Raw genomic sequence first — 14644 nt, 5'->3', positions numbered from 1 at the left:
GCCCCCCCCCCCCCCGGGGCGCCCTGACCGGGGCCCCCGCCCGCCCCCCGCCCCAGTACGCCGGCCGCGGCCGGCCGTCCCGAACTGCCCGACTCGGCTCCCCCATGCCAGGTCATCGGACGGCCTGCCGCGGCCGGTTCCTTCTGTCTCAGCAGAAGGTTGCGCCACGATAACGATCGCTCGGCCCGACATCAGGCAGTTCATGGACGCGTAACACGCAAGGTGCCTTCGTCACTGCGGCGAAACATCGAGGGGCGTCGACGGAAACCGTGCTGCGCCAATCTCATGGCGCATAACCGGCCCACCCCTCATGACCGCTCTGGCTTCGCCCGCACGGGGCCGTACCAACGACGAGGAGACGCCGATGGCACCAGCCATCACGCTCGCCGCAGACAAGTTGTCTGCCGCCAACACGGGCTTCATGCTCATCTGTTCCGCCCTGGTGCTGATCATGACCCCCGGACTGGCCTTCTTCTACGGAGGCATGGTCCGGGTCAAGAGCACTCTGAACATGCTGATGATGAGCTTCATCAGCATGGGGATCGTCACCATCCTGTGGGTGCTGTACGGCTTCTCCCTCGCCTTCGGCACGGACAAGGGTTCGTTCATCGGCTGGACCTCGGACTGGGTCGGCCTCAGCAACATCGGCCTGACGGAGCTGTGGCCCGGCTACACCATCCCGGTCTTCGTCTTCATGGTCTTCCAGCTGATGTTCGCCATCATCACGCCCGCGCTGATCAGCGGTGCGCTGGCCGACCGCGTCAAGTTCACGGCGTGGTCGCTGTTCATCGCGCTGTGGGCCACGGTCGTCTACTTCCCCGTCGCCCACTGGGTCTGGGGCGAGGGCGGCTGGGCGTTCAAGCTGGGCGTGATCGACTTCGCCGGTGGTACGGCGGTGCACATCAACGCGGGTGCCGCGGCGCTCGGCGTGATCCTCGTCATCGGCAAGCGCGTCGGCTTCAAGAAGGACCCGATGCGTCCGCACAGCCTCCCGCTGGTCATGCTCGGCTCCGGGCTGCTGTGGTTCGGCTGGTTCGGATTCAATGCGGGCTCCTGGCTCGGCAACGACGACGGTGTCGGCGCGCTGATGTTCGTCAACACGCAGATCGCCACCGCCGCGGCCATGCTCGCCTGGCTGGCGTACGAGAAGATCCGCCACGGCGCGTTCACCACGCTCGGTGCCGCCTCCGGCGCGGTCGCCGGTCTGGTCGCGATCACCCCGTCCGGCGGTGCGGTCTCCCCGCTCGGCGCGATCGCCGTCGGCGTCATCGCCGGTGTGCTCTGCGCCATGGCCGTGGGCCTGAAGTACAAGCTCGGTTACGACGACTCGCTCGACGTCGTCGGCGTCCACCTCGTCGGTGGCATCGTCGGCTCCCTGCTCATCGGCTTCTTCGCCAGCGGCAAGGGCCAGTCCACCGTCGAGGGTCTCTTCTACGGCGGCGGTCTCACCCAGTTCTGGAAGCAGTGCGCCGGTGTCTTCGCCGTCCTCGGCTACTCCCTCGTCGTCTCCGCGATCCTCGCCTTCCTCATCGACAAGACCATCGGCATGCGGGTCAGCGAGGACGAGGAGATCGCCGGTATCGACCAGGCCGAGCACGCCGAGACCGCATACGACTTCAGTGGTGCCGGCGGTGGCATCGTCGGCACGACCGCTTCCGCCCTCGCGGGTACGGAGAGCAAGAAGGTGGACGCATGAAGCTCATTACCGCCGTCGTGAAGCCTCACCGGCTCGACGAGATCAAGGAGGCCCTGCAGGCCTTCGGTGTGCACGGTCTCACGGTCACCGAGGCCAGCGGCTACGGTCGGCAGCGGGGACACACCGAGGTCTACCGTGGAGCCGAGTACACGGTCGACCTCGTCCCCAAGATCCGCATCGAGGTGCTGGCCGAGGACGACGACGCCGAGCAGCTCATCGACGTCGTCGTGAAGGCGGCCCGCACCGGCAAGATCGGTGACGGCAAGGTCTGGTCCATCCCGGTCGAGACGGCCGTCCGGGTCCGGACCGGCGAGCGCGGCCCGGACGCGCTGTAGACAGAAGTAAAGAACAGGAGTTGCTGGGTGACGAGTACGGGCATGCGTTCGGAAGCAGAGGACTCGGGACCCAGCGGCTATGCGGCGGCCCGGCTGCGCCTCCTCCAGGAGGGGGCGCGGTCCGGGCCGCCGCGCCGTGCGGCCCTCGCCGAACTGACGGACGACTGGCTCACCGGCCTCTTCGACGCCGGAGCCCACGGCCTGCGGGGTGTCTCCCTGGTTGCCGTCGGCGGTTACGGCCGCGGTGAGCTCTCCCCGCGCAGCGACCTCGACCTGCTCCTGCTGCACGACGGCAGCGACTCCGGAGCGGTCGCCGCGCTCGCCGACCGCATCTGGTACCCGGTCTGGGACCTCGGCCTCGCCCTCGACCACTCCGTGCGGACGCCCACCGAGGCCCGCAAGACCGCGGGCGACGACCTCAAGGTCCAGCTCGGTCTGCTCGACGCGCGCCACCTCGCCGGCGACCTCGGCCTCACCGCCGGCCTGCGCACGGCCATCCTCGCCGACTGGCGCAACCAGGCGCCGAAACGTCTCCCCGAGCTCCAGGAGCTGTGCGCCGAACGGGCCGAGCGCCAGGGCGAGTTGCAGTACCTCCTGGAACCGGACCTGAAGGAGGCCCGGGGCGGCCTCAGGGACGCCACCGCCCTGCGCGCGGTCGCCGCTTCCTGGCTGGCCGACGCGCCCCGCGAGGGCCTCACCGAGGCCCGGCGCCGGCTGCTGGACGTACGCGACGCCCTGCACCTGGCCACCGGCCGCGCCACCGACCGGCTGGCGCTCCAGGAACAGGACCAGGTCGCCGCCGAACTCGGCCTGCTCGACGCCGACACCCTGCTGCGCCAGGTGTACGAGGCTGCGCGGGTCATCTCGTACGCCAGTGACGTCACCTGGCGCGAGGTCGGCCGGGTGCTCAAGTCGCGGGCCGTGCGGCCGCGGCTGCGCGCCATGCTCGGCGGCGGCGCCAAGCCCGCCGCGGAGCGCTCCCCGCTCGCCGAGGGCGTGGTCGAGCAGGACGGCGAGGTCGTCCTCGCCCGCGCCGCCCGCCCCGACCGCGACCCGGTGCTGCCGCTGCGCGCCGCCGCCGCGGCAGCCCAGTCCGGACTCCCGCTCTCCCTGCACGCCGTCCGCCGCATGGCCGCCGGAGCCCGTCCGCTCCCCACCCCCTGGCCCGCGGAAGCCCGCGAACAGCTCGTCACCCTGCTCGGATCCGGCCGCCCGACCATCGAGGTCTGGGAGGCGCTGGAGGCCGAGGGCCTGATCACCCGGCTGCTGCCCGACTGGGAGCGGGTGCGCTGCCGGCCCCAGCGCAACGCCGTGCACATCTGGACCGTCGACCGTCACCTCATCGAGACGGCGGTCCGCGCCTCCGAGCTGGCCCGGCGCGTGGGCCGGCCCGACCTGCTCCTCGTCGCCGCCCTGCTGCACGACATCGGCAAGGGCTGGCCCGGCGACCACTCCGTCGCGGGCGAGATCATCGCCAAGGACGTCGCCGCGCGCATCGGCTTCGACCGCGCGGAGGTCGCCGTCCTCGCCACCCTCGTACGACACCATCTGCTGCTCATCGAGACGGCCACCCGGCGCGATCTGGAGGACCCGGCCACCGTGCGCTCGGTCGCCGAGGCGGTCGGCTCGCAGGGCACCCTCGAACTGCTGCACGCCCTGACCGAGGCGGACGCGCTGGCCACCGGGCCCGCCGCCTGGTCGACCTGGCGCGGCTCCCTGGTCGCCGACCTGGTGAAGCGGGTCGCGGCCGTGCTCGCCGGGGACGTCCCCGAGGAGCCGGAAGCCGTCGCGCCCACGGCCGAGCAGGAGCGGCTCGCCATCGAGGCGTTCCGCACCAAGGGGCCCGTCCTCGCGCTGCGCGCGCAGACCGAGACCCCCGCCGAGGAGCCCGCCGGCGACCCGGAACCGCTCGGAGTGGAACTGCTCATCGCCGTGCCCGACCAGCCCGGTGTGCTGCCCGCCGTGGCCGGCGTGCTCGCCATGCACCGGCTGACCGTGCGCACCGCGGAGCTGCGCGCCCTCGACCTGCCCGACTCGGTCCAGGGCTCCGTGCTGCTGCTCAACTGGCGGGTCGCCGCCGAGTACGGCTCGCTGCCGCAGGCCGCCCGGCTGCGCGCCGACCTCGTCCGCGCCCTCGACGGCTCCCTGGACATCACGGCCCGGCTCGCGGAGCGGGACGCCGCCTACCCCCGGCGCCGCGGGTCCATCGCGCCGCCGCCCCGGGTCACGGTCGCCCCGGCGGCCTCCCGTCACGCCACGGTGATCGAGGTCCGCGCCCACGACGCCCCCGGCCTGCTGCACCGCATCGGCCGGGCCCTGGAGGACGCGCACGTGCGGGTGCGGAGCATGCATGTGTCCACCCTCGGCGCCAACGCCGTGGACGCCTTCTACGTGACCGCACCGGACGGTGCGCCCCTGCCGGGCGAGGAGGCGGCCTCGATGGCCCGTTCGCTGGAGGAGACGCTGCGCGGCTGACGCGGTTGGGGGCCGCCTCCGGCCGCCGCCCGGGTGGCCTACGTACGACGTCCCCGGGGCCGCGGGCGGGGGCGGCCCCAGCCTCGTACGAACGCGGTGGAGACCCCACCGCACGCGGGCAGATACCCTGGAGGGCGATTCCCATCGCCCCCGACCCCTGAGGACAGACGAGCGCCGTGTTCGATACTCTCTCCGATCGCCTCTCAGCGACGTTCAAGAACCTGCGGGGCAAGGGCCGGCTGTCCGAAGCTGACATCGACGCCACCGCGCGCGAGATCCGTATCGCGCTCCTCGAAGCCGATGTGGCCCTGCCGGTCGTGCGGACCTTCATCAAGAACGTCAAGGAGCGCGCCCTCGGCTCCGAGGTCTCGAAGGCGCTGAACCCCGCCCAGCAGGTCCTCAAGATCGTGAACGACGAGCTCGTCACGATCCTCGGTGGCGAGACCCGGCGCCTCCGCTTCGCCAAGAACCCGCCCACCGTGCTGATGCTCGCGGGTCTGCAGGGTGCCGGTAAGACGACGCTCGCCGGAAAGCTCGGCAAGTGGCTCAAGGACCAGGGCCACTCCCCGCTGCTCGTCGCCGCCGACCTGCAGCGCCCGAACGCGGTCAACCAGCTCAGCGTCGTCGCCGAGCGCGCGGGCGTCGCCGTCTACGCGCCCGAGCCCGGCAATGGCGTGGGCGACCCGGTCAAGGTCGCCAAGGACTCCATCGAGTTCGCGAAGACGAAGGTCCACGACATCGTGATCGTGGACACCGCGGGCCGCCTGGGTATCGACCAGGAACTGATGCAGCAGGCCGCGGACATCCGTGACGCGGTCTCGCCGGACGAGATCCTCTTCGTCGTCGACGCGATGATCGGCCAGGACGCGGTCAACACCGCCGAGGCCTTCCGCGACGGCGTCGGCTTCGACGGCGTCGTCCTCTCCAAGCTCGACGGTGACGCCCGCGGTGGTGCGGCCCTGTCGATCGCGTCGGTGACCGGCAAGCCGATCATGTTCGCGTCGAACGGCGAGAAGCTCGACGACTTCGACGCCTTCCACCCTGACCGGATGGCCTCCCGCATTCTCGACATGGGTGACCTGCTCACCCTGATCGAGCAGGCGGAGAAGACGTTCAGCCAGGAAGAGGCCGCGCAGATGGCCTCCAAGCTGGCGTCCAAGAAGGGCCAGGACTTCACCCTGGACGACTTCCTGGCCCAGATGGAGCAGGTCCGCAAGATGGGCAGCATCAGCAAGCTGCTCGGCATGCTCCCGGGCATGGGCCAGATCAAGGACCAGATCGCCAACCTCGACGAGCGTGACGTCGACCGCACGGCCGCGATCATCAAGTCGATGACCCCGGGCGAGCGCCAGGAGCCGACGATCATCAACGGCTCGCGCCGCTCCCGTATCGCCCGCGGTTCGGGCGTCGAGGTCAGCGCGGTGAAGAACCTGGTCGAGCGGTTCTTCGAGGCCCGCAAGATGATGTCCCGCATGGCCCAGGGCGGCGGCATGCCGGGCATGCCCGGCGTCCCGGGCATGGGCGGCGGCCCCGGCCGCGCCAAGAAGAAGCAGAAGCAGGCCAAGGGCAAGCAGCGCTCCGGCAACCCGATGAAGCGCAAGCAGGAGGAGGCCGAGGCCGCGGCCCGCCGCGAGGCCGGCGGTCAGCAGGGCGGCGCCTTCGGTCTGCCCCAGCAGGGCGCCCAGGACTTCGAGCTGCCCGACGAGTTCAAGAAGTTCATGGGCTGACGGCCCACCCCGTAGGGGCGTCCGCGCTCGTACGCCACTGGGGGCGCCCCTTGCCGTAGGGGCGCCCCCAGTGGCATGCGCGCGGCGTGCCGGTGCCCGCTCTCTGTCGTAGCGTCCGGATATGAGCAACCCTGTGCCGCCGCGGAAGACGCCTGACCAGCCGTGGCGTACCGAGGGCACACCGCCGGAGTCGCCGAAGCCGCCCCCCAACAAGCGGAACATGCGGGGCGGCTGGTGGAGCCTGATCCTCACCGCCCTGATCGTCTATCTCATCGCCAACCTCGTGCTGTCCTTCTTCAACGAGGGCGACGAGCCGACGATCTCGTACACGGAGTTCAGCAAGCAGGTCGGCTCCGGGAACGTCACGAAGATCTACTCCAAGGGCGACGCGATCCAGGGGCAGCTCAAGAACGGCCAGGACAACCCGGAGGGCGACGGGAAGTACACCAAGTTCAAGACCCAGCGCCCGGCCTTCGCGGACGACCAGCTCTGGGAGAACCTGACCAAGCACAACGTCACGGTGACGGCGGAGCCGGTCGTCCAGCACCGCAGCTTCCTGTCCAACCTGCTGATCTCGCTGGCGCCGATGCTGCTGCTGGTCGTCCTGTGGCTCTTCATCGCCCGGCGGATGAGGGCGGGCGGTCTGGGCGGCGCCGGCGGCATGCTCGGCCGGAAGGAACCGCCGAGGCCCGTCGAGCTGGAGCCGGGCGCCAAGCGCACCACGTTCGCCGACGTGGCCGGCATCGACGAGGTCGAGGGCGAACTGAACGACGTCGTGGACTTCCTCAAGAACCCCGACGCGTACCGGCGGATGGGCGCGAAAATGCCGCGGGGTGTGCTGCTGTCCGGCCCACCCGGCACCGGCAAGACGCTGCTCGCGCGGGCGGTGGCGGGGGAGGCGGGCGTCCCGTTCTTCTCGGCCTCGGCCTCCGAGTTCATCGAGATGATCGTGGGCGTGGGCGCCTCCCGCGTCCGGGAGCTGTTCGCGGAGGCCCGCAAAGTGGCCCCCTCGATCATCTTCATCGACGAGATCGACACCATCGGGCGGGCCCGCGCCGGCGGTTCGGGCATGGGCGGCCACGACGAGCGCGAACAGACGCTGAACCAGATCCTCACCGAGATGGACGGCTTTTCGGGGGCGGAGGGCGTGATCGTCATCGCGGCGACGAACCGCGCGGACATCCTCGACCCGGCCCTCACCCGCCCCGGCCGCTTCGACCGGATCGTCACCGTCTCGCCGCCCGACCGCGGTGGCCGCGAGGCCATCCTGGAGATCCACACCCGGGAGATCCCGCTGGCTCCCGACGTGCAACTGGCCCAGGTGGCCCGTACGACACCGGGCATGACGGGTGCCGATCTGGCCAATCTCGCGAACGAGGCCGCCCTCCTCGCGGTCAAGCACAAGCAGGACCAGGTCACGCAGGCTGACCTCTCCGAGGCCCTGGAGAAGGTGCAACTGGGCGCCGAACGCCCGCTGGTCATGCCCGACGAGGAACGCCGCCGCACGGCGTACCACGAGAGCGGCCACGCCCTCCTCGGCATGCTGCAGCCCGGCGCGGACCCGGTCCGCAAGATCACCATCGTCCCGCGGGGCCGGGCCCTGGGCGTCACGCTGTCCACCCCGGACGCGGACAAGTACGCGTACACCGAGGAGTATCTGCGCGGTCGCATCATCGGCGCCCTGGGCGGCATGGCGGCCGAACACGTCGTCTACGGAGTCGTCACCACGGGGTCGGAGAACGACCTGGAGCAGGTCACGAGCCTCGCCCGCGGCATGGTGGCCCGCTGGGGCATGAGCGAACGCGTCGGCCGCCTCTCCGCCCTCCCCAGCGACGCCCAGCAGGCCTACGGCCTCGCCGCCGCCCCGGCGACCCTCGACTCGATCGACCACGAGATGCGCCGCATCGTCGACGAGTGCTACGAGGAGGCCTGCGACAAACTGCGCGACCACCGCGGCCAGTTGGACGCTCTGGCCGAGGCGCTGCTGGCGAACGAGACGCTGGACGAGACAGAGGCCTACCGAATCGCCGGCATCGTCCGCGACAGCCCGTCCGGCGTTTGAGGAGCGGGGTCCGGGACGGGGCCCCGGGCTCGGGGCGGGAAGGGGCGGCGGAGGCGAAAAGCTCCCCCGGAGCTCACACCGTACGAGCGATCAGGTAGCGGAAGACGTTGGTCATCCACACGGTCCCGTCCTTGCGGAGATGCGGATGGAGCGCCTCCTTGAGCTCCTTGTCGACCTGCCCCTGATCCGTCGCGGCGATCGCCGCGTCGAACAACCCGGTCGACAGCAGCCCCCGCATCGCGTTCCCCACATCCGCGTACCCGAAGGGGCAGGCGACCCGCCCCGACCCGTCCGGCTTCAGCCCGGCCCGCTCCGCTACCTCCTCCAGGTCGTCCCGCAGGGCGGGCCGCCACCCCACCGCGCCGCGCGCCGGATCCGCGTGCCTGGTGGCGACCCGCAGTACGGAGGACGTGCTGCAACGCTCCGGCGGCCCCCACCCGGCCAGTACGACGGACGCACCGCGTCCGGCGAGCGGCGCGGCTGCCTCCAGCAGCTCTTCGAGCCCTTCGGAGTCCCCGGCCGTGCAGCCGATCGGCTCGAAGGCGGTCACCACGTTGTAGGCGGGCGAGTCGGGGCCGGTCAGATCCCCGGGCTCCCCGTGGACGATCCGCGACGCACACGCGCGTGTGCCACCCGCCTCGGGCAGCATCCGTTCGCGCGCGAGAGCCAGCCGCTCGGGCGCCGACGCGTCGACACCGGTGACGGAGGCACCTCGTGACGCCGCCATCAAAAGCGCGAGCCCCGAGCCGCAGCCGAGCCCCAACAGCCGTGTCCCGCGGCCCACTTCGAGTCGCTCGTAGACGGCCTCGTAGAGCGGGACCAGCATCCGCTCCTGGATCTCGGCCCAGTCACGCGCGCGTGCCCACTGATCCACGCGAGGCTTTCGTCCCGCGTGAGGTAGGTGCTGCCGCACGAGCGTAGGTGTCATCGAAAGCGCCCCAATCCGCCGAGAGTTGTCGCTGTGCCCCGTTTCCATGGCCCCCGTGCAGTGCGCTCGCACTCCCCCCGTATGCCAGGAAACTCCGCACTCGTCGTGCCGTCCAGGGGTTACGGAGCCCGGTTTGTGCGCCGGCTGTGTGCGCCGCGAGAATTCACATACCGGCAACACGGCCCCGTACCATCACGTCATGGCAAAGGCACCCGTACTCACGCCCCAGGCGGACGACTTCCCGCGCTGGTACCAGGACCTGATCAACAAGGCCGAGCTGGCCGACAACGGCCCAGTGCGCGGCACGATGGTCATCCGGCCGTACGGGTACGGGCTGTGGGAGCGGATGCAGCAGGAGATGGACGCCCGGATCAAGGAGACGGGCACGCAGAACGCGTACTTCCCGCTCCTGATCCCGCAGTCGTACCTCGCGAAGGAGGCCGACCACGTCGAAGGCTTCGCGCCCGAGCTCGCCGTGGTCACCCATGGCGGCGGCAAGGAACTCGAAGAGCCCGCCGTCATCCGCCCCACCTCCGAAATGATCATCAACGACTACTTCTCGAAGTGGGTCCAGAGCTACCGGGATCTGCCGCTGCTGATCAACCAGTGGGCGAACGTGGTGCGTTGGGAGCTGCGGCCGCGCCTGTTCCTTCGGACGACCGAGTTCCTGTGGCAGGAGGGGCACACGGCCCATGCCACGTACGAGGAGGCCCGTGACTTCGCCGCCCGCATTCATCGCGACGTCTACGCGGACTTCATGGAGAACGTCCTCGCGATGGACGTCGTCCTCGGCCGCAAGACCGCCAAGGAGCGCTTCGCGGGCGCCATCAACACCCTCACGCTGGAGGGGATGATGGGCGACGGCAAGGCCCTCCAGATGGGCACCAGTCACGAGCTCGGCCAGAACTTCGCCAAGGCCTTCAACACCCAGTACCTGTCGAAGGAAGGCAAGCAGGAACTGGTCTGGCAGACCTCCTGGGGGTCGACCACCCGGATGATCGGCGCCCTGGTGATGATGCACGGCGACGACAACGGACTGCGTGTCCCGCCCCGCCTCGCCGCCACCCAGGCCGTCGTCCTCGCGATCAAGGGCGACGATGCGGTTCTGGCCAAGGTCCGCGAAATCGGCGACCGGCTGAAGGCGGCGGGCGTACGCGTCCACGTGGACGACCGGACGGACACCCCCTTCGGGCGCCGGGCCGTCGACTGGGAGCTCAAGGGTGTCCCCGTGCGCATCGAGGTCGGCCCCCGTGACCTGGAGAACGGCACAGCGATGCTGGCCCGCCGCATCCCCGGCGGCAAGGTGCCGGTCGCGATCGACTCGCTCGTGTCCCTGCTCCCCGGTGTCCTCGAAGAGGACCAGGCGCTGCTTCTGCGGCAGGCGCGCGAGCGCCGCGAGTCCCGCACGTCCGATGTCGCCACGATCGAGGAGGCCGTCGAGGCGGCCACCGCCGGCGGCTGGGCCCGCATCCCGTGGGCCGACCTGGGCGAAGAGGGCGAGGCCAGGCTGGCCGAGCACTCCGTGACCGTACGGTGTCTGGTCGCCGAGGACGGGTCGGTCCCCGCGGCCGACGACTCACCCGGTAACGTCGCCGTCGTGGCGCGCGCCTACTAGGTCCCCCTCAGGGCGGCCGAAACGCCCCTTGCGCATCTGATGACGCCAGGTGACCCGGCGCGCGGACCTCGTCTACGCGCCGGTGCGTACGTGGGACTACGTACCGCCTTGGTATGAGCTGTGAGGCTTCTCCGCAGATCAGCGCACCCGCCCTCGTCAGGACGCATCAGCGGCAACTGACGGGTACGTGCAAATTATTTGGGATGCCCCGTAATAGGAACACTGAGGCACCCCGGCTCGTTGTCACGACGTGAGCACGACACCACCTGTTCTCGCCGCAGAGCTGGCAGGGGCGTGGGCCGACATTCAGCGGCACCACCCCGAACTGCCGGATCTTGCCGCGCCCGAATCCCTGATCGGGGAATCGTCGTCCGCCTGCGGACACGAGCTCTCCTTCGAGCGACTGCTTCACGAGGCAGTCCATGGCATCGCCGCCGCGCGCGGAGTCCGCGACACCTCGCGCGCCGGCAGGTACCACAACCGCAGATTCCTCGCGATCGCCGAGGAGCTGGGCCTGGACCACCCGGAGGAGCCGCATCCCAGCAGCGGCTTCTCCCTGGTCACGCTCAACCCCGAGGCGAAGCGCCGTTATCGCCCGACGATCGAGCGGCTGCAGCGCGCCCTCAAGGCGCACACCGTCGCGACCACCGCGGACACCGCCCGCAGCTTCCGGGGCCCGGCCGCCCGGCACGGCTCCTCCGGAGGGGGCGTCCGCGTCAAGGCGGTCTGCGACTGCGGACGCAATGTGCGGGTCGTCCCGTCCGTGCTGGCGCAGGCGCCGATCGTGTGCGGGGGGTGCGGCAAGCCCTTCCGGATCCCTGAGGTGGTCGGCGCGGCGGCCGGCTGACGAGAAGCGGCTGCTCGTGGCAGCCGCACTCGGCCCCGTCCGTCGCGGTGGCAGAAGGGGCAGCCGCGGGCTGCTCGGCGGCACCCGGCGCGGGATGCCGGCGGGCTCCGGTGCGGGTGTGGCGTGCGTGCTTCAGGTGCGTGCACGCCCGGGGTCGGGTCACCCGGTCGGGTATGGCAGAATGGACAGCTGTACTCGACAGCCGCACAGGACCCCTCTCTCCTCCGGCTGACGCGTCCATCGGGCACTCGGGTACCGCAACCCCACGCGGCAATCTCGCCGTGCCCAACCACGTCAAGACCAGGAGACACCACTTCCGTGGCAGTCAAGATCAAGCTGAAGCGTCTGGGCAAGATCCGTTCGCCTCACTACCGCATCGTCGTCGCCGACTCCCGTACCCGCCGTGACGGCCGGGCCATCGAGGAGATCGGCCTGTACCACCCGGTGCAGAACCCGTCGCGCATCGAGGTCGACTCGGAGCGTGCGCAGTACTGGCTGGGTGTCGGCGCGCAGCCGACCGAGCCGGTTCTCGCCATTCTGAAGCTCACCGGCGACTGGCAGAAGTACAAGGGCGAGCCCGCCCCGGCTCCGCTGCTCGTGGCCGAGCCGAAGGCGACGCGCCCCTCGTTCGAAGCCCTTGGTGGCGACGACGAGGGCAAGGGTGAGGCCATCACCCAGAAGAAGAAGGCTGAGAAGAAGGACGAGGCCCCGGCCGAGTCCTCTTCGTCTGAGTCGACCGAGGCCTGAGCATGCTCGAGGAGGCTCTCGAGCACCTCGTGAAGGGCATCGTCGACAATCCCGACGACGTGCAGGTCGCTTCGCGTGACCTGCGCCGTGGGCGCGTTCTCGAGGTCCGGGTCCACCCGGACGACCTCGGCAAGGTGATCGGTCGCAACGGCCGCACAGCACGCGCTCTGCGCACGGTCGTGGGCGCCATCGGCGGCCGCGGTGTCCGCGTCGACCTTGTCGACGTGGACCACGTTCGCTGACGTACACGCAGCACCGGCTCGGGCCGGGGAGGGCCTGACAGGCCGTCCCCGGCCCGTAGTCGTACCGACAGGAGATCAAGCACAGTGCAGCTGGTAGTCGCTCGCGTCGGCCGCGCCCACGGCATCAAGGGCGAGGTCACGGTCGAGGTCCGTACCGACGAGCCGGAGCTCAGGCTCGGGCCGGGCGCCGTCCTGGCCACCGACCCGGCGTCCGCCGGACCGCTGACCATCGAGACGGGCCGGGTGCACAGCGGCCGTCTCCTGCTGCGCTTCGAGGGCGTACGCGACCGGAACGCCGCCGAGGCCCTGCGCAACACCCTGCTCATCGCCGACGTCGACCCGGAGCAGACGCCCGAGGACCCGGACGAGTACTACGACCACCAGCTGATGGACCTGGACGTCGTCACCGCGGACGGCACCGAGGTCGGGCGGATCACGGAGATCTCGCACCTGCCCTCGCAGGACCTGTTCATCGTGGAGCGCTCCGACGGCACCGAGGTGCTGATCCCCTTCGTCGAGGAGATCGTCACCGGGATCGACCTGACGGAGCAGCGGGTGGTCATCGACCCGCCGCCGGGACTCATCGACGACCGCGCGGAAGTGGCGTCCGCCCGCGACGCCGAGGACACCCCGGGGACCGACGCCTGATGCGGCTCGACGTCGTCACGATCTTCCCCGAGTACCTGGAACCCCTGAACGTCTCGCTCGTCGGCAAGGCACGCGCGCGTGGACAGCTGAACGTGCACGTGCATGATCTTCGGGAGTGGACGTACGACCGCCACAACACGGTCGACGACACCCCGTACGGCGGCGGCCCCGGCATGGTCATGAAGACCGAGCCCTGGGGGGACGCCCTGGACTCCGTCCTCGCCGACGGCTACGAGACGGGCTCGCACGGGCCCGTGCTGGTCGTGCCCACCCCGAGCGGGCGCCCCTTCACCCAGGAACTCGCCGTCGAGCTCTCCGAGCGCCCCTGGCTGGTCTTCACGCCCGCCCGCTACGAGGGCATCGACCGCCGTGTCATCGACGAGTACGCGGCCCGTCTGCCGGTCTACGAGGTGTCCATCGGGGACTACGTCCTGGCCGGCGGCGAGGCGGCCGTCCTCGTGATCACGGAGGCCGTGGCCCGGCTGCTGCCCGGCGTCCTCGGCAACGCCGAGTCCCACCGGGACGACTCCTTCGCGCCCGGGGCCATGGCCAACCTCCTGGAGGGGCCGGTCTTCACCAAGCCGCCCCAGTGGCGCGGGCGCGGGATCCCCGACGTGCTGCTCAGCGGCCACCACGGCAAGATCGCGCGCTGGCGCCGGGACGAGGCACTGCGCCGTACGACCGCGAACCGGCCGGACCTCATCGAGCGCTGCGACCCCTCCGCGTTCGACAAGAAGGACCGCGAAATGCTCTCCATCCTGGGCTGGGCGCCGGACCCCGAGGGAGAGCAGCACGGCCGATTTTGGCGCAGGCCCGAGGCCGTGGAACAATAGGCCGCTGTTGTACGTCGTCCGGCGTGCGCCCCTGCCACAGGGGGACACGACGCAAGGCCCGACGCGACAGCACCCCTTCTTGGAAATCTATCTCCCGTTGATGACCTGTGGCATCAGCGAAGAAAGCAGACGAAATGCCCAACCTGCTCGACTCCGTCGACGGTGCGTCGCTGCGCACCGACGTCCCGGCCTTCCGCCCGGGTGACACGGTCAACGTCCACGTCCGCGTCATCGAGGGCAACCGCTCCCGTGTGCAGCAGTTCAAGGGCGTAGTCATCCGTCGCCAGGGCGCCGGTGTCCGCGAGACCTTCACGGTCCGCAAGGTCTCCTTCTCCGTCGGCGTGGAGCGCACCTTCCCGGTGCACACCCCGATCGTCGAGAAGATCGAGCTCGTCACCCGCGGTGACGTGCGTCGCGCGAAGCTCTACTACCTGCGCGACCTGCGCGGCAAGGCCGCGAAGATCAAGGAGAAGCGCGACAACTGAGCGC

Annotated in this window: 13 protein-coding genes; 12 read left to right on the top strand and 1 reads right to left on the bottom strand. The window is 70.6% G+C overall.

The features are described 5' to 3' along the window. The first annotated feature begins 364 nt into the window (after positions 1-364). The 5 genes from ACFVYF_RS29810 (at position 365) to ftsH (ending at position 8295) form a co-directional block, all read left to right on the top strand. Complete coding sequence (locus tag ACFVYF_RS29810; RefSeq protein WP_389460312.1) at positions 365-1696, top strand: ammonium transporter; 1332 nt, start codon at positions 365-367, stop codon at positions 1694-1696. After that, positions 1693-2031 (top strand): P-II family nitrogen regulator, encoded by a 339-nt coding sequence (locus ACFVYF_RS29805; protein WP_054235369.1) that lies wholly within the window; start codon positions 1693-1695, stop codon positions 2029-2031. The genes ACFVYF_RS29810 and ACFVYF_RS29805 overlap by 4 nt, the downstream gene beginning before the upstream one ends. Before the next feature lie 27 nt (positions 2032-2058). After that, positions 2059-4506 carry a [protein-PII] uridylyltransferase gene (locus ACFVYF_RS29800; protein ID WP_389460310.1) on the top strand — a complete coding sequence of 816 codons (2448 nt, stop codon included), beginning with the start codon at positions 2059-2061 and terminating at the stop codon, positions 4504-4506. Positions 4507-4682: 176 nt separating this feature from the next. After that, the gene (ffh, locus tag ACFVYF_RS29795) at positions 4683-6233 is read left to right on the top strand and encodes a signal recognition particle protein (protein WP_389460308.1); all 1551 of its coding nucleotides are present in this window, start codon (positions 4683-4685) and stop codon (positions 6231-6233) included. Between the two features lie 121 nt (positions 6234-6354). Further along, complete coding sequence (ftsH, locus tag ACFVYF_RS29790) at positions 6355-8295, top strand: ATP-dependent zinc metalloprotease FtsH (RefSeq protein ID WP_389460306.1); 1941 nt, start codon at positions 6355-6357, stop codon at positions 8293-8295. Between the two features lie 73 nt (positions 8296-8368). On the opposite strand, the gene ACFVYF_RS29785 is transcribed toward ftsH, so the two are convergent. Then, complete coding sequence (locus ACFVYF_RS29785) at positions 8369-9223, bottom strand: SAM-dependent methyltransferase (RefSeq protein WP_389460304.1); 855 nt, start codon at positions 9221-9223, stop codon at positions 8369-8371. Between the two features lie 199 nt (positions 9224-9422). Here ACFVYF_RS29785 and proS point away from each other — a divergent pair, with 199 nt between their 5' ends. The 7 genes from proS (at position 9423) to rplS (ending at position 14640) form a co-directional block, all read left to right on the top strand. Beyond that, positions 9423-10838 (top strand): proline--tRNA ligase, encoded by a 1416-nt coding sequence (proS, locus tag ACFVYF_RS29780; RefSeq protein ID WP_389460302.1) that lies wholly within the window; start codon positions 9423-9425, stop codon positions 10836-10838. A gap of 250 nt (positions 10839-11088) precedes the next feature. Continuing rightward, positions 11089-11685, top strand: coding sequence for a hypothetical protein (locus ACFVYF_RS29775; RefSeq protein ID WP_383281467.1), 597 nt, complete (start codon positions 11089-11091; stop codon positions 11683-11685). A gap of 318 nt (positions 11686-12003) precedes the next feature. Then, entirely contained in the window at positions 12004-12432 is a 429-nt protein-coding gene (gene rpsP, locus ACFVYF_RS29770; protein WP_383281463.1) for a 30S ribosomal protein S16, read from the top strand. 2 nt (positions 12433-12434) lie between these two features. After that, positions 12435-12674 carry an RNA-binding protein gene (locus ACFVYF_RS29765; RefSeq protein WP_005479813.1) on the top strand — a complete coding sequence of 80 codons (240 nt, stop codon included), beginning with the start codon at positions 12435-12437 and terminating at the stop codon, positions 12672-12674. An 84-nt stretch (positions 12675-12758) separates the two neighbouring features. Continuing rightward, positions 12759-13322: a ribosome maturation factor RimM gene (rimM, locus tag ACFVYF_RS29760; RefSeq protein WP_389460300.1), complete on the top strand. Its 564-nt coding sequence runs from the start codon at positions 12759-12761 to the stop codon at positions 13320-13322. Further along, positions 13322-14155, top strand: a complete 834-nt coding sequence (trmD, locus tag ACFVYF_RS29755; protein WP_389460298.1) for a tRNA (guanosine(37)-N1)-methyltransferase TrmD — start codon at positions 13322-13324, stop codon at positions 14153-14155. Before rimM ends, trmD begins: the two co-directional genes overlap by 1 nt. A gap of 134 nt (positions 14156-14289) precedes the next feature. Then, positions 14290-14640: a 50S ribosomal protein L19 gene (gene rplS, locus ACFVYF_RS29750; protein WP_389460296.1), complete on the top strand. Its 351-nt coding sequence runs from the start codon at positions 14290-14292 to the stop codon at positions 14638-14640. Positions 14641-14644: the final 4 nt, after the last annotated feature.

Source organism: Streptomyces sp. NPDC058274, assembly GCF_042881375.1.
Taxonomy (GTDB): Bacteria; Actinomycetota; Actinomycetes; order Streptomycetales; family Streptomycetaceae; genus Streptomyces.
This window is presented reverse-complemented; position numbering and strand designations above follow the sequence as displayed.